Source organism: Petrotoga sp. 9PWA.NaAc.5.4, from assembly GCF_002895485.1.
In the GTDB taxonomy this organism is placed as follows: Bacteria; Thermotogota; Thermotogae; order Petrotogales; family Petrotogaceae; genus AZRK01.
This window is the reverse complement of sequence record NZ_AZRK01000024.1, coordinates 1-18,899: the sequence shown is the minus strand read 5'-3', so window position 1 is coordinate 18,899 and position 18,899 is coordinate 1. Positions and strand designations below refer to the sequence as shown.

The window sequence follows — 18,899 nt, the reverse complement described above, 5'->3', positions numbered from 1 at the left end:
ACAAAACTTAAGTTTTAAATTTTTAGAGAAAGTAATAAAATAAGAAATAAGGAGATTTTTATATATGGACAAAGGCAAAATAAAAAGCCTAAAGAAAGTAAAATTATTTGTTTTAGATATAGATGGCACATTTTATGTCAGTAAAAAACTTGTTGAGGGGGCTCAAAGATTTTCAAATCTTTTGAAAAAACACAATAAAAAACTTGTATTTTTAACCAATAATTCGAACAAATCTAAAAAAGAGTATTTAGAAGAATTTGATTCATTAGGATATCCTATTACAGAAAATGAAATATATACAGCTGGGATTGCTACAGCAGAGTATTTAAAAAATGAATTTGGAGCAAAAAAGATTTATTTGGTTGGAACACCTTCTATCATCGAAGAATATAAAAGATTTGGGCATGAAATTGTAGAAGAATCTCCTCAAATTGTTGTTGTAACTTTTGATAAGACGTTGACTTATGAAAAACTTGCAAAAGCCTCTATTTTTGTAAGTAAGGGAGCTCTTTTCGTCGCAACAAATCCTGATTTGAATTGCCCCAGCGAAGATGGACCTATTCCAGATACTGCGGCAATAGCAAGCTCTATTTCAAAGGCTTGTAATAAAGAACCTGACATTGTATTTGGGAAACCTGAACCTAAAATATTAGAAATGATTATGGACAGTTTCAAAGTTTTTCCGTATGAGACTTGTATGGTAGGTGATAGGCTTTACACTGATATATTAATAGGTATTAGGGCAAAAACTCTTACGGCTTTAGTTTTAACTGGAGAAGCAAAATTGGAAGATTTAAATAATTCTCCTATAAAACCTGACTTAGTTGCGAAGCATTTAGGTGAGTTATCGGATTTTCTTGAGAATTGATAAAATTAAAAAAGAGGTATAAATATGTCTGATCTATATTTACCAGAAACCTATGAGATTATGCCGCAGAAACGATATTATTTATTCAGAGCTGGGTTTAAAGGAACACAATTATCCATAAATGAAAGAGTTAAAGAAGAAATAAACATGGTTTATGAAATTGGGCTAAAGTTATCAAAGCCTAAGTTAATATATGATACCTTTAGAATAGACCAAATGGAAAAAGATTTGATTCCAAAAAGCTTTAAAGGAGTTAAAAGTATAACGTTTTTTGTTTCAAGCTTAGGTGAAGAAATAGATAAATACATTTCAAATTCTAATCTTCTCACTTCTATGCTTATGGATGCATGGGGTTCAGAAGCTATAGAAGCTCTTAATGATTCTTTTGATAAAAAATTGAGAGCGCGATATGGGAAAGGAACTTTGCGCTTTTCTCCAGGTTATTCTGATATAGATATTAGAAAAAATTGGGATATAATAAACAGTTTACTTAAAACGGATATTGTAACTGTAAATAAAACTACAGGGATTATGCTCCCTCGCAAAAGTACAGTTTGTATGATAGGGTGGTATGATGAATAGAAAAAAATTTGCTGAGAAGCTAAACGAAAAAATATTAATATTAGATGGTGGTTATGGAACAGAGTTTATTAAAAGAGGATTTGGAGATCTTCCTGCGGAGTTATTAAACCTAAAATATCCTGAAGTTGTCTTAAATTTGCAAAAAGAGTATGTTGAATCAGGTGCGGACATCATTTTAACAAATACATTTAGCGCTAACAGAATAAAATTAAAACAGCTTGATCTACCACAGTGGTTTGAAAAAATAAATATTAAAGCGGTAGAAATAGCTAGAAAAGCAACTTTTAATGATACTTTAGTGTTCGGTGATCTTTCGTCATTAGGCGAGTATCCTGAACCTTTGGGAAATATATCCATGGATGATGCCATAAATGAATATTATTTACAAGCTAAAATTTTATATGAAGCTGGAGTAGATGGATTCATAGTAGAGACTATGACAGATATTAAAGAATTAAAAGCTGCTGTTTTTGGTATTAGAAAGATAACACAGGATCTACCAGTTATAGCGCATATGACATTCGAAGAGAATGCTCGATCTGTTACTGGTACTTCAGTTGAAATATTCTCAAATGTATTCAATGATTTAGATGTTGATGTTTTAGGTATAAATTGTACTTTAGGCCCGAAAGAACTTTTGAATGTTTTTCAAAAGTTGTCTTTTACTACCAACAAATTTTTATCTGTAGAACCTAATGCGGGAAAACCTATTTATGATGGAAAGACTTTAGAGTATAAAATGAGCCCTGAGATATTTGGAATATATGTAGAAGATTATATCAATTTGGGAGTAAATATTATTGGAGGTTGTTGTGGTACTTCGCCAAAACATATAAAGGTTATAAAAAATATGGTTGGAAAAAGAAGACCAAAAAAAATATATAAAGATATACCTGTTATGTATTCTTCGCGGACTTATTTAAAGAATTTTAAACCTTTTACTGTAATTGGAGAAAGAATAAATCCTGCTGGTAACCAAAAATTTCAGCAAGAGATAGAAAATTTTGATTTTAAAAGAGTTTTAGAAAGAGCAAGCTCGCAGAAACAAGCTGGTTCTTCAGCAATTGATCTCAATTTAGGAATAGAAAAAGTATTGAACGAAGAACATTTTAAAAGAGTTATTTTAGAATTAGATAAATATTCATCATTTCCCATATCTTTTGATATACAAAATATTGATTTTTTAGAATATGCTTTGAAAGAATATCCTGGAAGGCCTATCATTAACTCTTCTAAACTAACGAAAAAAGATTTAGGCAGAAAATTAGATTTAATAGAAAAATATGGTGGTTTGTTAATTATTTTAGCTCTTGAGAAAGAAATCTTACCTACTGCTGAAGAACGGTTTAAATTATTGCAAAGGAAATGGTCATATATTCAATCAAGAAATTTTGAAAAAGATAGATTCATAATAGATCCTTTAGTGCTTTCTTTGGCGTCTAATAATGATCCAAAAATAATTTTAGAAGCTATAAACCTATTTTCAAAAGAAGGGTTTAATACAGTCATAGGTCTTTCAAATTTAAGTTTTGGTCTTCCTAATAGAAACTATATAAATGCCGCTTTTTTATCAAGAGCTATTTATTCTGGCTTAACATCTGCAATTATGAATCCTGAAGACGAATTTTTAATGAACACATTAAAAGGTAATCTTTTGTTAGACAACAACATTTCTATTGAAAGTAAGGCGGAAGAATACAATGAGCTAACAAGAAACATTCTAAACGGTAATAAAGAAAATGTTTTTAAAATAATAAAAGAAGAATTAGAAACGAAAAATCCTTTAGAAGTAAGTCAAAATATTCTTGGTAAAGCTATGCAGGAAATAGGTGATTTGTATTCGAAAGGAAAGTTATACCTCCCTGAATTACTTTTAGCTGCAGAAACAGTAAAACCAATTTTTGATTACTTGAACGAAATGATACCTGAGTCAACTTTTAAGAGAGCAAAAGTAGTATTAGCAACTGTAGAAGGCGATATACACGATATAGGCAAAAATATAGTAGCCTCGGTCTTAAGGAGCGGTAATTTTGAAGTAATTGATCTTGGAAAAGATGTTGAAAGTTCAGCAATAGTAGAAGCGGTTAAAAAGTATAAACCAGAAATTCTGGGATTATCTGCAATGATGACTACTACGGTTGGTAAAATAGAAGAAGTTGTAAAAACATTAAAACCTTTAAATATAAAAGTTAAGGTAATTGCCGGTGGGGCTTCTATGAATAAAAAATTAGCAGAAACGTTTGGATGCGATGCGTATGCAAAGGATGCAAGTGAAGGTCTTAGAATTTGTAAAGAATGGGTGAATTAAGTATCTAATTCACCCTAAATTGTTTTATTCACCTGTTAATTGATTTTTTATCTTTTCGTATTTTGCATCGATTTGTATTTTTTCTTCCTTCAAGGTGATTAATTTTTCTCGAGCGTAAGTAAGTATTTCTAATGCTTTTTTATAAATCTCAAGAGCATTTTCTATATCCAAGTCTTCTTGTTCATTTTGAAAGTAATCGTTAATTCTTTCAAGTAGTTCCAGTTGTTTTTTGAAGCTCATTTCTTTGATCTCTTTTTCTGTCAACTTTATTATGTCTTGCATTTTCACACCTCACATCTAATATTTACCATTTACTTACTTTAAAAATTTTAAAACTTAAGTTTTGTCAATATTTTAGTTTTAAATTTTTTCAAAAATACCTCCATAGCTTTAATCTTTACTAATTCTTAATTCTTTTAACTTTTTCGGTACTTGTACCGAGAGATGGAAGGGGGCTCCGCCCTGGACCCATTTTAAATTCAAATGCTTATTTTCTGAAAATTTTCATTTCTAAAGTACCTAAATATTTACCATTTTTCAGTTTTTTGAATTTCTGCCTCCGCTTCTCCGTCTTTGAATATTAATTTCACTTCGTCTTTTTCGTTAAGGTTTTTTATGCTGTCTACTATTTCTTCACCTTTTTTAACCAATACTCCATTATTCAAAAATGCTGCAAATGGGCTCGATCTCGTTAAATCTTGAAAAGTAGTTATTAATTTTCTTTCAGAAACTTCAAATGTATTTTTCATTTGAGATATTATAGTAGAGCTTTTAGATTCTAAGTTTTGAATATAACTTCTAATATAATAATCTAAAAATCTTTGGATCTCTGAAATTTTGCTTATATTGGCTTCTTTTTCACTATTTTCAAATATTATATTAACTAAGTTATTTATTCTTTGGTATGTATCGCTAATTTTTTTGGAATTGGTTGTTATTTCTTTTCCTAAATAATATTTTATATTGTTTAAAGTATTGTAAGAAAGTAAAGCTTCTGTTTTTGAGCTGATCGAATTAAAAGTTAATATTATAGTCTTTTCAAGTGTTTCGATGTTATCTGTATATGTGTTTATTTGATTTACAATATCTCTGGAAACCTCAGTTGGAGTTGAATAATTCTTCCAACTTACATAATCAGGAATAGTAGAATCTTGTTCGTGGCCTATCCCTGTCAAAACAGGAATCTTTTCGTTAAACTTGGCTATTAGGTAGCCCAATTCTAAATCATCAAAGTACATCAAATCACTTTTAGAACCACCACCTCTAATTATAACGACGACATCATAATTTATTTTTGATTTTGATATTGCAAGTAACGCACGTTTTATGCCAGGAACTGTATCTGCTCCTTGCATTGGAGCTTCGTATAAATGTACTATAGGTATATACCTTGCATGACTGATATTTTTTTGGAAATCTCCAAAACCTGCAGCCGTAGGAGAAGAAATTACCGCAATTTTTTTAATAGGCTCTAATTCTATTAGGTCATGTTCAATGGTTCTGAGTAATTTATGCTTTTCCAATACTTTAAGTATTTCCTTTCTTTTCTTTTCAATCTCTGAATCACCTATAGGTATGATAGAATCTCCTATTATTGTATATCTTGCATCTCTTTTCCAAAAGCTTACTTTGCCTTGAAATCTCCAACGCTTATTTACCAATTCTTTTTCATTTTCAACTTGACAATGTTGGAGAACATAACTCACTAATGTTCGATTAAAGTATATAGTTATTGAATAATTTGAATTTCCTACCTGTTGAGATAATTCTATGTATAAATCACCTGTTTTGCTATAACGAGAATGAGTTATATCTCCTATAACTTCAATTTCTTGAGCATAAAGAGGCGAATTTACAAAAATATCGTTTAAATATTCAATTAACTCTTGAATAGAACCAAATTTAAATTCTTCGGGTTGTTGAAATAACAACAGTTAGCTCTCCTTTCACTTCACCCTTATTCTCTAATAGATATATTCCCTCAGTGATCGTTCCTTTAAAAAATTCCTGATAAATTTTTGTTATCTCCCTTGCAATAAATATGTCAATATCTCCAAAACTTTCGTAAATCTCTTTGAGTGTCTTTAATATTCTATTGGGAGATTCAAAAAATACTATTGGATAGTTTATCTCCTTTATTTCTTTTAAAAGTCTTCTCAATTTTTTATCTCTTGGAAGAAAACCAAGGGATAAAAACTTTGATCCAGGAAAACCACTTACAGCTAAAGCGGTTGTGACGGCGGAAGGACCAGGAGCAATATCCACTTCAATTCTTTCTTTCCAACATTTATCTACTAAATTAAAACCGGGATCTGCTACAACCGGCATTCCTGCATCCGTTACTAACGCTGTGAGATTATGATTTTTTATTAAGTTTATTGCTTCATCAATTTTTCTTTCTGAACTCGCTTCGTTAAAAGAAAATAATTCTTTTTTGCCTAAATCATAATGATTAATTAATTTCAAAGTGATTCTTGTATCTTCTGCTATTATCAAATCAGCTTCTTTTAAGATTTTTAAAGCTCTTAAAGTTATGTCTTCTAAATTACCTATGGGAGTTCCTACTAAAACAAGTTTTCCCATACTTCCCTCCTTGGAAAATCCCTCGAACAAAAACCGCTTAATTCAGCCCATCGTTTTTCGAAAATCTTTAACTATAAAGGGTAAAAGATACTCAAAAATTTTATTCATTTATTCCTTTTATAATATTATACAAATCACAGTTGTGTTCTCCAGCAAAATCTGAGTTATTGTAGCCATCTTGATATGTCAAATCTTCCAAATCATTATATAATTCTTCAAGGAAAGATCTCAAAAACTTATCTAAATCTACTTTTTTGCTTTTTTCTTCTATTTCTAAAAGGTACTTTATTTTAGAAAGTGCTTTTTTGTATTTTATGCAATTATTTGGATTTAATATTTCATCTACTATTATTTCAGGGTCACTATTCAAAAGATATCTGTTTTTAATTACCATTCGTTGAGATTTTAATTTATCTAAATTTACTTCCTTAGAATTTAAAAGCTTTTCTTCCTCTTCTCTGATACCTTTTTCTAACTCTTTTTTAATATTTAAAGTCCAAATTTCTTCTATGTCTTTCTTTTCCAACCTTGTTCTCACACCATTTTCATCATACCACTGAAAGATAAGCGATTTTTGAAAACTTTTGGATATTATCTTTTTAAAAGTATATTCGTTTTTAATCCTGTATTTTTTTTCATTTTCTATTTGCAATTTTATCTCCTTCGTTATTTCTTAGAATTAATCTAATTCTATTATATCAGATTTATTAGGAATCTGCTTGATAATCTTTTCTAATCAAATTCATTAACCAAAAAGATATATTTTATATTTAATTTTTACTTTTTGATAAAATAAAATAAAAGAAAGTTATGATAAAATAACCCAAGATATAGGGGTGAGAAAATTTGATTATACAATGTATATCAAAAATAAATAAAAAACAAAAAAATCCCATTAAATTTATCTTAAATCAAGAAAAAAATCTTGAGAGTTTACGCGATTTTAAAAATACCTGTCTTTTTTAAAAGGCAGGTATTTTTTTGAGTCGAAATTAAAGAATTTTTCTAAATCTTTTGATTCAAGATACCGAAAGTCTTGAAAGTAAAATCGGTTAATCAAAATTAGAATTTTTAAAATAAAATAAGTGAAGAAATTACTTAGGGATTTAGAAACAAGCATTTGAATTTATAAGGATTTTGGGGCAAAACTCTCTATCTTTTCCTTCATTACAAGTAACGAAAAAGTTTAAAATTCATATTTAGTAAGGATTAGAGTTATGGAGGTATTTTATAAAAAATTTAACGTTAAAACATACATAAAATAAGGTTTTTATAATTTATAAAGTGGGTAAAATTACTTAACAGGAGGGATTTTATGAAAAACTTCATCTTAGGATTTCAACATTTGTTAGCTGCTTTTGGTGCAACTGTTCTTGTTCCTTTATTAGTAGGATTAGATCCAAAAGTTGCTTTATTTTCTGCCGGTGTTGGAACTTTAATATTTCATTTTTGTACGAAATTTAAAGTTCCTGTATTTTTGGGTTCAAGTTTCGCATTTATAGCTCCTTTGATCGCTGTTTTTTCACAAACTGGTGATTATGCGTATGCAGCAGGTGGGGTAATAGTAGCGGGTTCTTTGTACTTATTATTTGCGTTAATTGTGAAAAAAGTAGGGATTGATAAAGTTTCAAAACTTTTTCCACCGTATGTAATTGGTACAATGATCATTATAATAGGTATGACTCTTGCGCCAACTGCAGTAAGTATGGCATCTGAAAATTGGGGAATTGCTTTAGTTTCACTAACAACTGCTTTGTTGATTGCGACTTTAACAAAAGGTTTTTTGAGTAATCTATCAGTAATTTTAGGAATATTCGCAGGTTATATGGTTGCCGCAATATCTGGGACAGTTGATTTTTCATTGTTACAAACAGATATGATATTTGGAATCCCTAATTTTATTCTCCCAAAATTTAGATTAGACGCAATATTAATGATCGCTCCAGTAGTACTTGCTACTTTTATGGAACATATTGGAGATATTACAACAAATGGAAATGTAGTTGGAAAAGATTTTATAAAAGATCCTGGTTTAAATAGAACACTCATAGGAGATGGTTTAGCTACTATGGTTGCAGGTTTTATAGGATCGGTTCCTAATACAACATACGGAGAAAATACTGGTGTATTAGCAGTTACAAAAAATTATAATCCTCAAACTTTAAGAATAGCAGCTGTTCTTGCAATAATATTTTCTTTTTTCAATCATGCGGGTTTATTTCTTCAAACAATTCCAAATGCAGTAATAGGAGGAGTTAGTTTTATACTTTTTGGTATGATAGCTTCAGTGGGAGTAAAGACACTTGCCAAATCAAGAGTAAATTTCGATAACCCAAAAGTATTGATGATAATTGCTATAATGTTAACCATAGGTCTTGGAGGAGTGAAAATTAAGGTAGGCACCTTCGAAATGGCGGGAGTAGCACTTAGTTCACTTGTAGGAATCGTTTTGAATTTGATCTTACCTAACAAACTTTTGACTAAAAGCGAAAAAAGAAAAGAAGAAAAATTAGTTAAAGTAGCAGAAGATTGAAAGAAACTATAAAAAATTGTACTAATGAAAAATTTTTGATATAATTTTTATCATTGAATAAATATTTAGGTCTCAGGGGGTAATTCACACGATGAAAAACATTATACTCGGTATTGTTCAGGGTTTGACGGAGTTTTTACCTGTTTCAAGTTCGGGACACTTAGTAATTTTCTCTAATTTTATGGAGATAGAGACGAATGTACCCTATTTCGCTCTTCTCCATTTGGCAACTTTTTTTGCGGTATTGATTTTTGTGTGGAAAGAAGTAATCGGTTTAATTGTTGGATTGTTCAAATGGGAAAAGTCGTCTCTTTCTTTAATTATGAAGTTGATAGTTTCTTCTATACCGGCAGTTTTAGTTGGTTTTACAGTGGAATCAAAGATTGAAAGTGCTTTTTCTTCAACTACTCTTGTAGGCATTTTTTTGTTGATAACTGGAATATTGTTATTTATTTCCGATTCTTTAAAAGGAAAGAAAACTTTGAGAGAAATCTCTTATATAGATGCCTTGATTATAGGTATAATGCAAGCAATAGCGATCTTCCCGGGAATTTCAAGAAGTGGTGCAACTTTATTTGGAGCATTATTAATGAAGACAAAAAGAGAAGATGCAGTCAAATATTCCTTTTTAATGAGTTTACCGGTTACATTTGGAGCAGGAATATTAGAAATTAACCAAGTTTATTTTGATTTCTCAATTATAATAGGAACTTTATCGGCTTTTATAGCAGGATTATTTGGATTATTTTTACTTCAAAAAACAGTTATAGCAGGAAAACTAAAATATTTTTCTTATTATTGTTTTATAGTTGGAATATTGACAATTGTTGTAATATAAACAAAAATGGGTTCCTGCAAGCTACACATCATACGCAAGGTTTTACTCTTTATCTTTGCGTAGCCATGCAGGAACCCCATGTAACAACACTCCCGTTACTAAACACACTACACCTTCCTTAACCTACAACTCTCACCCCGTTCTAAAGGGGCAATTGAGAATCTGAGCACCCTTTCTTACTACTTCAACACCCCTTCTCTCAGATCCTTATTAAAATAATATCACATTTTTAGAATATTGTCAAGAGTTATTCATATTTTATAGTTAATATTAAGTAAATGCTATGTAAATATTAAATACATTTATCTTATTTTATAGGATGGGATTTTTATTATATACTATTTTCCCATTTTTTATAACCATATAAGTATGATTTATCCCAAAATGATATATTAAATACTCTAAACTTGGTGTGTCAAAAATTGATATATCAGCATTTTTTCCTTCATCAATACTTCCAACTTGATTTTCCAGTTTTAAGGAAGCAGCAGCATTTATAGTCACAGAATTAATTATTTCTTGCGGTGTCATATTTAATTTAATGGCTCCAAAACTCATTACTAATTGTAGATTTTCTGTGGGAGAACTTCCAGGATTATAGTCTGTAGAAAGTGTAACAGGTATTCCTAAATCAATCATTTTTCTTGCTTTTGCATATTTTTCACTTTGAAGAAAAAATGTAGTTGTAGGTAAGAGATTTGCAATTACTCCTTTTTCTGCCATCATTTTTAAACCATTATAGCTTGCTCCTACCAAATGATCACCTGATATACAACCTAATTCAGCTGCTAATTCAGCACCTCCAGTACTTTCTATTTCGTCTGCATGAATTTTAGGAAGTAACCCAAATTTTTTAGCTTCTGATAGAATTTTTCTACTTTGCTCTACTGTAAATACTCCTTTTTCACAAAACACATCACAAAATTTAGCTAACCTTTTTTCAGAAACGAATGGAATCATTTCTTTTAATAGTTTTTCAACAAAATCGTCACTGTTGTTTCTATATTTTTTAGGAACAGCATGGGCTCCTAAAAAAGTAGGTACTATGTCTACAGGGTGGTTTTTGTTCAACTCTTTCATAACTTCCAATTGCTTTAATTCTGTTTCAAAATCATCGAGCCCATAACCACTTTTTGCTTCTATAGTAGTAACTCCATAACTTAGCATTATATTTAGACTTTTTTCGGCTTTTTCGTATAATTCCTTAAAAGATGCTTTTTTAGTAGCCTCAACGGTATCATAGATTCCTCCACCTGATTCAAGAATTTCCAAGTATTTTATACCCTTTATTTTTTCAAAAAGTTCATATTCTCTTGAGCCCGCATGTATTAAATGTGTATGTGAGTCAATTAGTCCTGGAGTTACAGTTTTTCCTTTGCAATCAATTATTTTTGTTTCAGCCGTTGTTTTTATATTTTTAGGTAAGGTACCTTGTCCAACATATATTATTTTGTCATTTTTTACTGCGATAATTCCGTTGTTAATTAATCCCGTTTCTGACATCTCTCTTTTTATTCTTGCTCTATTGGGACCTTTTAAAGTTATTAAGTTTGAAATATTTTTAAGAACTAACGTAGCTTCCTCTTTTTTCATAGTTCATCACCATAAATTTGATTCTCTAAAATCTGGTCGTAATTAAAATTTTCGAGTTTCAAAAAATAATCTGCTATGTCCGCAATTGCATTCAATGGAATCAATCCAACAATTTCACTTCCAATTACACTAACACCATATCTATTTGCTTCGTTTTCTATTACTTGAAAGACTCTATAAAGAGGTGTCTTTGTATAGTCTACCATGTTCATCGAGACTTGTACAATATTTCTTTCTTTGATCTCAAATGCGAGAGATTTACAATATTTAAATCCTCCACTTTTTCCTCGAACGGCTTTTGCTATCTTTTTGGCTACTTCTATATTATTCGTGTTTAAGTTAATGTTGAAAGCAATTAAAGGCATTCGTGCTCCGACTGCTGTGACTCCAGCACTTTCATGTGGCTTATCCTGACCATAATCTGGTTTCCATTCTTCTTTTTTCATTTTTTCAAACATTCCTTCAAATTCGCCTTTCCTTATATTTGATAGATCCTCTCTTTCAGGAGTCATAGCTGATTTTTCATATAAAAATACTGGAATATTTAATTCCTCAGCTATTCTTTTTGCTAATGTTTTTGAATATTCTATGCACTCTTGCATAGTAACGTTTTTTATAGGTACTAAGGGTATAACATCGGTTGCTCCCATTCGAGGATGTTCTCCTTTGTGTATTCTCAAATCGATCAACTCACATGCTTTTTTGCAGCTATTGAAAGCAGCTTCTATAACTTCCTCGGGTTCCCCAACAAAGGTGACGACACTCCTATTATGGTCTTTATCGTAAGAATAATTCAACAATTTAATTCCATTTTGTTTTCTAATTTCATCAACGATACGTTCTATCTTTTCTTTATCTCTTCCTTCACTGAAATTTGGGATACATTCTATCAATTTTTTCACTTTTATTCCTCCAATTTAACTTATCATAATCATTTTAAAATTTTAAAATCTGGGAAATAGTACTCAGCCTCGAAACATTTTAAATTCAAAAGCTTATTTTCTATAAAAAATAATCATTTTTAAAGTTAAAAAAGCTTATTATAATATTCATTAACCAAATCTTTTATCATATCCTTGTTTGCTATAAAGGGTAAAGTTATGTGGTCACTGTTTTTAAATTCTTTATTGTATTCTATGCAAGTTTCTATAGAGGCCGTGTTTCGTGCCCACGATCTTCTTGCAACTCCTACCATTACATCCCAAGCTATAGCATCTTTTATTATCTTATCAACTCTTTCACTTCCATCTAAAACTAAGCCAAACCCTCCATTTATGGCCTTGCCTATTCCTACACCTCCACCATTGTGAAGCGTCACTAAACTCATTCCTCTTGCTGCATTTCCTGCAAAATCATGTGTTGCCATGTCTGCCATTATATTGCTTCCATCTTTAATATTTGAAGTCTCTCTAAAAGGCGAATCGGCACCTCCGGCGTCATGATGGTCTCTTCCAATCATGATGGGTCCCACTTCTCCTTTTCTAACCATATCGTTAAATTTAAGAGCTATATTCATTCTACCCAAAGCATCTTGGTAAAGAATTCTAGCTTGAGTTCCTACTACAAGATTGTTTTTATCTGCATCTCTGATCCAAATATAATTATCTCTATCTTGACCTCTTCTGTTTGGGTTTATACATTCCATAGCTGCTTTATCTGTTTTTAACAAGTCTTCTTTCTTTCCACTTAAACAAACCCATCTGAAAGGTCCATAACCATAATCGAACAACACAGGTCCAATTATATCTTCGACGTAGGAAGGAAAAATAAATCCTTCACTTTCATCCCTTCCGTTTTTCGCTATTTCTTTTACTCCCGCATCGAAAACAGCTTTCATAAAACTATTTCCATAGTCAAAGAAGTAAGTACCCCTTTCAACAAGTAATTTTATTAATTCAAAGTGGTGTTTCAAAGATTTATTTACTAATTCAACGAATTTGTTTCTATCTTCTTCTAACAATATATTCATTTCTTCGTGAGTTAAGTCCTGAGGACAGTATCCTCCTTCATAAGCAGCGTGACAGGATGTTTGATCAGAGAGTAAATCTACTTTTATGCCTTTATTTACTATATATTCAAGTAAATCTACTATATTTCCATAGTATGCTATTGAGAAGGGGTCTTTATTTTCTAAGTGTTTAAAAGTGAGATCAAATATTTCATCCAAATTATCGCTTACAGTTTTTATCCACCCTTGTTTTAGTCGTGTTTCTATCCTTGAATAATCAACTTCAGCTATTATACCAACGCCTCTTGCTATTTCTATTGCCTTTGCTTGAGCACCACTCATTCCTCCAAGTCCAGAACTTACAAACAAATGGCCCTTTAAATCACCATCTTGTGGGATTCCTAATTTCAGTCTACCGGCATTTAATAAAGTGTTGTAAGTACCGTGAACGATGCCTTGAGGCCCGATGTACATCCAACCACCTGCTGTCATTTGACCATAATTTGCTACTCCCATAGCTTGTGCTTTGATCCAATGTTCTTGATCATCGTACATTCCTACCATCAAAGCGTTTGTGATTATTACCCTTGGACTATTTTTTGTAGATCGAAATAATCCTAAAGGATGACCAGAGGCAACAACCAAAGTTTGCTCATCGCTTAAAACTTCAAGGTATTTTTTTATCAATCTATATTGCATCCAATTTTGACATACTTGACCTGTTTCACCATAGGTTACTAATTCGTATGGATATAAGGCTACATCGAAATCCAAATTGTTATCTATCATAACTTGAAAGGCTTTTCCTTCTATGCATCTTCCATTATATTCGTCTATGGGTTTGGCTTTAATATTTCCCTCAGGTCGATATCTGTAACCGTAAATTCTTCCACGAGTAACCAATTCTTCTAAAAATTCTGGTGCTAATTTTTTATGCAAACTTTCTGGAATATACCTCAACGCGTTTTCAAGAGCTATCTCAATTTCATGTCTTGAAAGATTTAATGGCCTTTTAGGAGCTCTTCTGATACCTTCGATAAATTTAGGCATTTCTGGTAGTTTATCATCTAATTTAATAATCATTGCATCAGAAATATCGAAATTGTTGATCATAATGTTTTTCCTCCTTTTTTTCAAATTCGTTATTCTAATTTACCTATTTCTTTTTCCACTTCTTTTACAACATTTCCAGATTTCAATATTTCTTCACATTTATTGATATCTACGTACATGATTTTGTCTTCTGTAATTTTTGGAATTTGTTCTCTAATCATTTCATAAACTATTTTTGTACCTTTTCCTAATCCTTTTATTCCTCGTAAATCAAGAGCTTGGCAAGCACACAATAACTCCATTGCAAGAACCTTTCTTACATTGTTAAGAATATTTCTTGTTTTTCGTGCTGCGATTGTACCCATTGAAACATGATCTTCTTGGTTCGCAGAAGAAGGTATAGAATCAACACTTGCAGGATGTGAAAGAATTTTATTTTCTGAAACCAACGATGCAGCCGAATATTGAACGAGCATAAAGCCAGAATTTAAACCACTTTTTTCGATTAAAAATGGAGACAGCCCACTAAGAGTTGGGTTCACCATTCTTTCTATGCGTCTTTCCGATATATTAGCAATTTCTGATAAGGCAATTGATAAAAAATCCATGCTTAAAGCTATCGGTTGACCATGAAAGTTTCCTGCAGATATAACTTCTTCCTCATTTGTAAAAATTAAAGGATTATCTGTCACAGAATTCATTTCAGTTTCTACAACATCTTTTACATAGTTTATAGAATCCTTGGATGCACCGTGTACTTGTGGTATGCATCTTAGAGAATATGCATCTTGGACCCTTAATTGACCTTGACGAGAAACCATATTACTATTTTCCAATATTCTTCTTAAATTGCTGGCAGTATTTATTTGGCCTTTATGAGGCCTTAGCTTGTGCACTTTTTCATCAAAAGCGTCAATAATCCCATTTAATGACTCAAAAGTTACAGAAGAAACAATATCAGCTATTTTCGAAAGTTCAATACTATCATATATATTTAAAGCAGCTATAGCTGTCATGACTTGTGTTCCATTTATTAGTGCAAGACCTTCTTTTGCTATCAAATCAACAGTATCTATGTCAGCTAATATCATTGCTTCTCTTCCACTTAACCTTTCACCATTATAGTAGGCTTCTCCTTCCCCTATCATGGGCAAAACCATATGTGCTAGTGGAGCAAGATCCCCGCTTGCTCCTAATGAACCTTTTTCAGGGATTACAGGGTGTACCTTCTTATTGATCATTTCAATTAAAGTATTTAAAGTTGAAAGCCTTATACCAGAATATCCTTTTATCAAAGAATTGACTCTTAATAACATAATTGCTCTAACAGTTTCTATATCTAAAGGATTTCCAACACCACATGCGTGACTTTTTATCAAATTTCTTTGAAGAATTTCTGCTTTGTCGTTAGATATAAAAATATTGCAAAGTTCTCCGAAACCTGTAGTTACACCATATACAATTTTTTCTTCCTTCACAAATTTATCAACAACTTTTCTTGAATCATCAATCTTTTTTAAAACGGAATTATCTAAATCAACCTGAAAAAAATTTCTCGCTACTTTGATTACATCTTCTATAGTTAGATTGTTTCCATCTATGCAAACTTTGTTCAAATTCAAGACCTCCATATGGAATTAATATACCCACTTTAGAAATTACAAAATTCTTATTATGTGTATGTTTTAGCGTTGATTTTTTTACAAAATATCTCCCCACTTCTAACTCTTACTAATTCTTAATCTCTTTAGTTTTTGGTACTTTTAGCCGGCAATGGAAAGAGGGTTCCGCCCTGACGCCATTTTAAATTCAAAATCTTATTTTCTGAAAACTATCATTTCTAAAATTCTTAGAATTAATAATAACGTATATCAATAAAATTATAACACCATGAAAAAAATTTCTCATTTCTAAATAAAAATGATCAGCATCGTTTAACAGTAATCAAATTGAATTAAAAACAAAAATCTTTTATTTTCTTAATATTATTTTTCACAATTTTCAGAAAAAATAAGAAAATATTATCTAAACAAAAATAATTGTTTATAATCACCCGTAATATTAGTTGATTGGATAAACTAAAGTTTGACTTAAAAAGTTAAATTATATATAATTATTTTACATACAATTAAACTATTTAATAAATTAATATTTTCACGAAAAAAGAATAAGATTTGGGTTATAAATTAATTTATACAATCAACTAAAAGTAACTTTTTTAATAATGTGATTTTATCTCTTTAAAAAGGAGATTTGTTGATGCATATAACTCAAAATAGAAACCAATTAGTGGTAAAAAGTAAAAGAGAAACTATATTGATTGAACCATATGGTGAAGATTGTTTGAGATTTAGAGCTACTCTAAACAAAGATATCATTGAACAAAATTGGACGTTACTGCCTCAAAAAGAGATAGTAAGTGATATTAAAATAAAGGAAAATAAAGCAACTATAACAAATGGAAAGATTAAAGCGGAAATTTTAGAAAACGGAACAGTGAATTATTTAAAAGAAAACGAAAAAAAGATACTCGAAGAATTATGGATAGATAAAAGGGTAAACAATGCAGATCTTTTACATGCAAGAGAATATAAAGCAATAAGTAGCGAACTATACAAAATACAACTTACATTTAAATCTTACGAAGAAGAAAAGTTCTACGGGATGGGTCAGTATGCAAATGGACAATTCAATCTCAAAGGAAGTGTTTTAGAACTAGCTCAAAAAAACACACAAATAAGTATACCCTTTTTACTATCAAACAGAAATTATGGAATAGTATGGAACAATCCTGCAATAGGTAGAGCGGAGTTAGTAAACAATTACACACGATGGGTAGCTGAAGGGACAAAGCAAATAGATTATTTAATCATATATGGAGAAACGCCAGAAGAAATAATAAAAAAGTACACAAAATTATACGGAAGATCACCGATGTTACCAGAATGGGCAGCTGGATTTTGGCAATGCAAATTAAGGTACAGGACACAAGAAGAATTATTAAGCGTAGCAAGAGAATATAAAAAAAGAGAATTACCTTTATCTGTTATAGTGATAGATTTCTTTCACTGGCCAATGCAAGGGGAATGGAGATTTGATAAAAAGTATTGGCCCGATCCAAAAGCGATGGTAGACGAATTAAACCAATTGGGAATAAAGTTAATGGTCTCCATATGGCCAACGGTAGACTTAAAAAGTGAAAACTTTGAAGAAATGTTAGAAAATAACTTATTAGTAACAACAGAAAGAAGCGAACCCATCTTAATGACATTCAGGGGCTCATGTACTCATTTTGATGCAATGAACCCAGAATCGCAAAAATATGTATGGAACAAAGTAAAAGAAAACTATTATAAATATGGAATAAAGATGTTTTGGTTAGATGAAGCGGAACCTGAGATGAAAACATACGATTACGATAATGTCAGATATTATTTAGGAAACGGATTAGAGGTAAGTAACATATACCCATATTATTATGCCAAAACATTCTATGATGGGGTAAAAAGCGAAGGAGAAAATGAGATAGTAAATCTCATAAGATGTGCATGGCATGGAGTGCAAAGATATGGAACGGTAGTATGGTCAGGAGACATCCCCTCGACATTTGAATCGTTAAAGAATCAAATAAAAGCTGGGTTACACATGGCGATATGTGGTATACCTTGGTGGACAACAGACATAGGAGGATTCTATGGTGGAGATCCAGATGATCCAACGTTCAGAGAATTAATAATAAGATGGTTCCAATTTGGGGTATTTTCACCAATATTTAGGCTTCATGGTAACAGAAAATATAAAGGGGAAAAACCGAATCCTAATGAACCTGATGATCCAATGAACTTAGTAGGAGGTCCAAATGAAGTATGGTCATATGGAGAAGAGACTTATGAAATAATAAAAGAATTATTATTTCTAAGAGAAAAGATGAAACCATACATAATGGAACAAATGAGAAAAGCCCATGAAGAAGGGACACCGATTATGAAACCCATGTTCTATGATTTTCCAGAAGATGAAAAAGTATATGAAATAGGAGATCAATACATGTTTGGACCAAATATATTGGTAACCCCAATAACAGAAAAAGGAAAAAGAAACAAAAAAGTATACTTACCAAAAGGAGCAAAATGGAAAGAATTCTCTGGAGACAAAGAATATGAAGGAGGACAATGGATAGAATTCTATGTTCCTTTAAATAAAATTCCTGCATTTTTAAAAAAGTAGGATATTACGAATAAGTGGATATAGCCAAATAAAAAATCAAAAAAATAAGGAATAACTCTATAATCAAAAAGAGTGGTAGATAATTACTTATATTATTAGTTGATTGAATAAACTTACATTCGGCAATAATCAATTTAACTTTATATAATTGAAATGTGAATTTTAAAATTAATTAAATATCACTAATATTTTAATTGTTTTTTAATTTTAAAATGGGGGGATAGGTTTTTCCAATTTGAATTTGAAAAATAGACAAAATTTTTGGAGGCAGAAAAATGAACAATAAAAAAGTCGAAACAGGTAAGGATATAAACAATAATATAAAAGACAGAGTAGAAGATTTGCTAAACAAAATGACTTTAGAAG

At 30.8% G+C, this 18,899-nt stretch carries 14 protein-coding genes; 6 read left to right on the top strand and 8 right to left on the bottom strand.

Going from position 1 to position 18,899, the window contains the following annotated elements; all coding sequences use genetic code 11:
- Positions 1-64 precede the first annotated feature (64 nt).
- Genes X924_RS07465 through X924_RS07455 form a run of 3 tightly spaced genes read left to right on the top strand, consistent with a single transcriptional unit; the run spans position 65 to position 3,758 of the window.
- Positions 65-868 carry an HAD-IIA family hydrolase gene (locus tag X924_RS07465; protein WP_121958306.1) on the top strand — a complete coding sequence of 268 codons (804 nt, stop codon included), beginning with the start codon at positions 65-67 and terminating at the stop codon, positions 866-868.
- A 24-nt stretch (positions 869-892) separates the two neighbouring features.
- On the top strand, positions 893-1,450 hold the full coding sequence (locus X924_RS07460) for a methionine synthase (protein WP_121958305.1): 558 nt from the start codon (positions 893-895) through the stop codon (positions 1,448-1,450).
- Positions 1,440-3,758 (top strand): homocysteine S-methyltransferase family protein, encoded by a 2,319-nt coding sequence (locus tag X924_RS07455; RefSeq protein ID WP_233186608.1) that lies wholly within the window; start codon positions 1,440-1,442, stop codon positions 3,756-3,758. Before X924_RS07460 ends, X924_RS07455 begins: the two co-directional genes overlap by 11 nt.
- A 24-nt stretch (positions 3,759-3,782) precedes the next feature.
- On the opposite strand, the gene X924_RS07450 is transcribed toward X924_RS07455, so the two are convergent.
- From X924_RS07450 to X924_RS07435, 4 genes are all read right to left on the bottom strand, one after another.
- The gene (locus X924_RS07450; protein WP_121958303.1) at positions 3,783-4,040 is read right to left on the bottom strand and encodes a hypothetical protein; all 258 of its coding nucleotides are present in this window, start codon (positions 4,038-4,040) and stop codon (positions 3,783-3,785) included.
- A gap of 245 nt (positions 4,041-4,285) precedes the next feature.
- Positions 4,286-5,689, bottom strand: coding sequence for an exodeoxyribonuclease VII large subunit (gene xseA / locus X924_RS07445; protein WP_158245349.1), 1,404 nt, complete (start codon positions 5,687-5,689; stop codon positions 4,286-4,288).
- The gene (gene rsmI / locus X924_RS07440; protein ID WP_121958301.1) at positions 5,661-6,341 is read right to left on the bottom strand and encodes a 16S rRNA (cytidine(1402)-2'-O)-methyltransferase; all 681 of its coding nucleotides are present in this window, start codon (positions 6,339-6,341) and stop codon (positions 5,661-5,663) included. The genes xseA and rsmI overlap by 29 nt, the downstream gene beginning before the upstream one ends.
- Before the next feature lie 100 nt (positions 6,342-6,441).
- Complete coding sequence (locus X924_RS07435; RefSeq protein WP_121958300.1) at positions 6,442-6,993, bottom strand: hypothetical protein; 552 nt, start codon at positions 6,991-6,993, stop codon at positions 6,442-6,444.
- A 663-nt stretch (positions 6,994-7,656) separates the two neighbouring features.
- Between X924_RS07435 and X924_RS07430 the strand changes: the two genes are divergently transcribed.
- Together X924_RS07430 and X924_RS07425 are read left to right on the top strand one after the other, a co-directional pair.
- On the top strand, positions 7,657-8,874 hold the full coding sequence (locus X924_RS07430; RefSeq protein ID WP_121958299.1) for a uracil-xanthine permease family protein: 1,218 nt from the start codon (positions 7,657-7,659) through the stop codon (positions 8,872-8,874).
- A gap of 91 nt (positions 8,875-8,965) precedes the next feature.
- Positions 8,966-9,712 (top strand): undecaprenyl-diphosphate phosphatase, encoded by a 747-nt coding sequence (locus X924_RS07425; protein ID WP_121958298.1) that lies wholly within the window; start codon positions 8,966-8,968, stop codon positions 9,710-9,712.
- A 312-nt stretch (positions 9,713-10,024) separates the two neighbouring features.
- Here X924_RS07425 and hutI read toward each other — a convergent pair whose 3' ends face one another.
- The 4 genes from hutI to hutH all read right to left on the bottom strand — a co-directional run bounded on the left by hutI (position 10,025) and on the right by hutH (position 15,922).
- Positions 10,025-11,305 carry an imidazolonepropionase gene (hutI, locus tag X924_RS07420; protein WP_121958297.1) on the bottom strand — a complete coding sequence of 427 codons (1,281 nt, stop codon included), beginning with the start codon at positions 11,303-11,305 and terminating at the stop codon, positions 10,025-10,027.
- On the bottom strand, positions 11,302-12,207 hold the full coding sequence (gene ftcD, locus X924_RS07415; RefSeq protein WP_121958296.1) for a glutamate formimidoyltransferase: 906 nt from the start codon (positions 12,205-12,207) through the stop codon (positions 11,302-11,304). Before ftcD ends, hutI begins: the two co-directional genes overlap by 4 nt.
- A gap of 125 nt (positions 12,208-12,332) precedes the next feature.
- A complete protein-coding gene (locus X924_RS07410; RefSeq protein ID WP_121958295.1) occupies positions 12,333-14,366 on the bottom strand; it encodes a urocanate hydratase in 2,034 nt (677 codons plus the stop codon).
- A gap of 29 nt (positions 14,367-14,395) precedes the next feature.
- Positions 14,396-15,922 carry a histidine ammonia-lyase gene (hutH, locus tag X924_RS07405; protein WP_121958294.1) on the bottom strand — a complete coding sequence of 509 codons (1,527 nt, stop codon included), beginning with the start codon at positions 15,920-15,922 and terminating at the stop codon, positions 14,396-14,398.
- 643 nt (positions 15,923-16,565) lie between these two features.
- Between hutH and X924_RS07400 the strand changes: the two genes are divergently transcribed.
- Positions 16,566-18,533: a TIM-barrel domain-containing protein gene (locus tag X924_RS07400; RefSeq protein ID WP_121958293.1), complete on the top strand. Its 1,968-nt coding sequence runs from the start codon at positions 16,566-16,568 to the stop codon at positions 18,531-18,533.
- The last annotated feature ends 366 nt before the right edge of the window (positions 18,534-18,899 follow it).

Bases quoted from the DNA above. Each gene is read 5' to 3' on its own strand.
- X924_RS07465 (WP_121958306.1), top strand. From the start codon at position 65: ATGGACAAAGGCAAAATAAAAAGCCTAAAGAAAGTAAAATTATTTGTT.
- X924_RS07460 (WP_121958305.1), top strand. From the start codon at position 893: ATGTCTGATCTATATTTACCAGAAACCTATGAGATTATGCCGCAGAAA.
- X924_RS07455 (WP_233186608.1), top strand. From the start codon at position 1,440: ATGATGAATAGAAAAAAATTTGCTGAGAAGCTAAACGAAAAAATATTA.
- X924_RS07450 (WP_121958303.1), bottom strand. From the start codon at position 4,040: ATGCAAGACATAATAAAGTTGACAGAAAAAGAGATCAAAGAAATGAGC.
- rsmI (WP_121958301.1), bottom strand. From the start codon at position 6,341: ATGGGAAAACTTGTTTTAGTAGGAACTCCCATAGGTAATTTAGAAGAC.
- X924_RS07430 (WP_121958299.1), top strand. From the start codon at position 7,657: ATGAAAAACTTCATCTTAGGATTTCAACATTTGTTAGCTGCTTTTGGT.
- X924_RS07425 (WP_121958298.1), top strand. From the start codon at position 8,966: ATGAAAAACATTATACTCGGTATTGTTCAGGGTTTGACGGAGTTTTTA.
- hutI (WP_121958297.1), bottom strand. From the start codon at position 11,305: ATGAAAAAAGAGGAAGCTACGTTAGTTCTTAAAAATATTTCAAACTTA.
- X924_RS07410 (WP_121958295.1), bottom strand. From the start codon at position 14,366: ATGATCAACAATTTCGATATTTCTGATGCAATGATTATTAAATTAGAT.
- X924_RS07400 (WP_121958293.1), top strand. From the start codon at position 16,566: ATGCATATAACTCAAAATAGAAACCAATTAGTGGTAAAAAGTAAAAGA.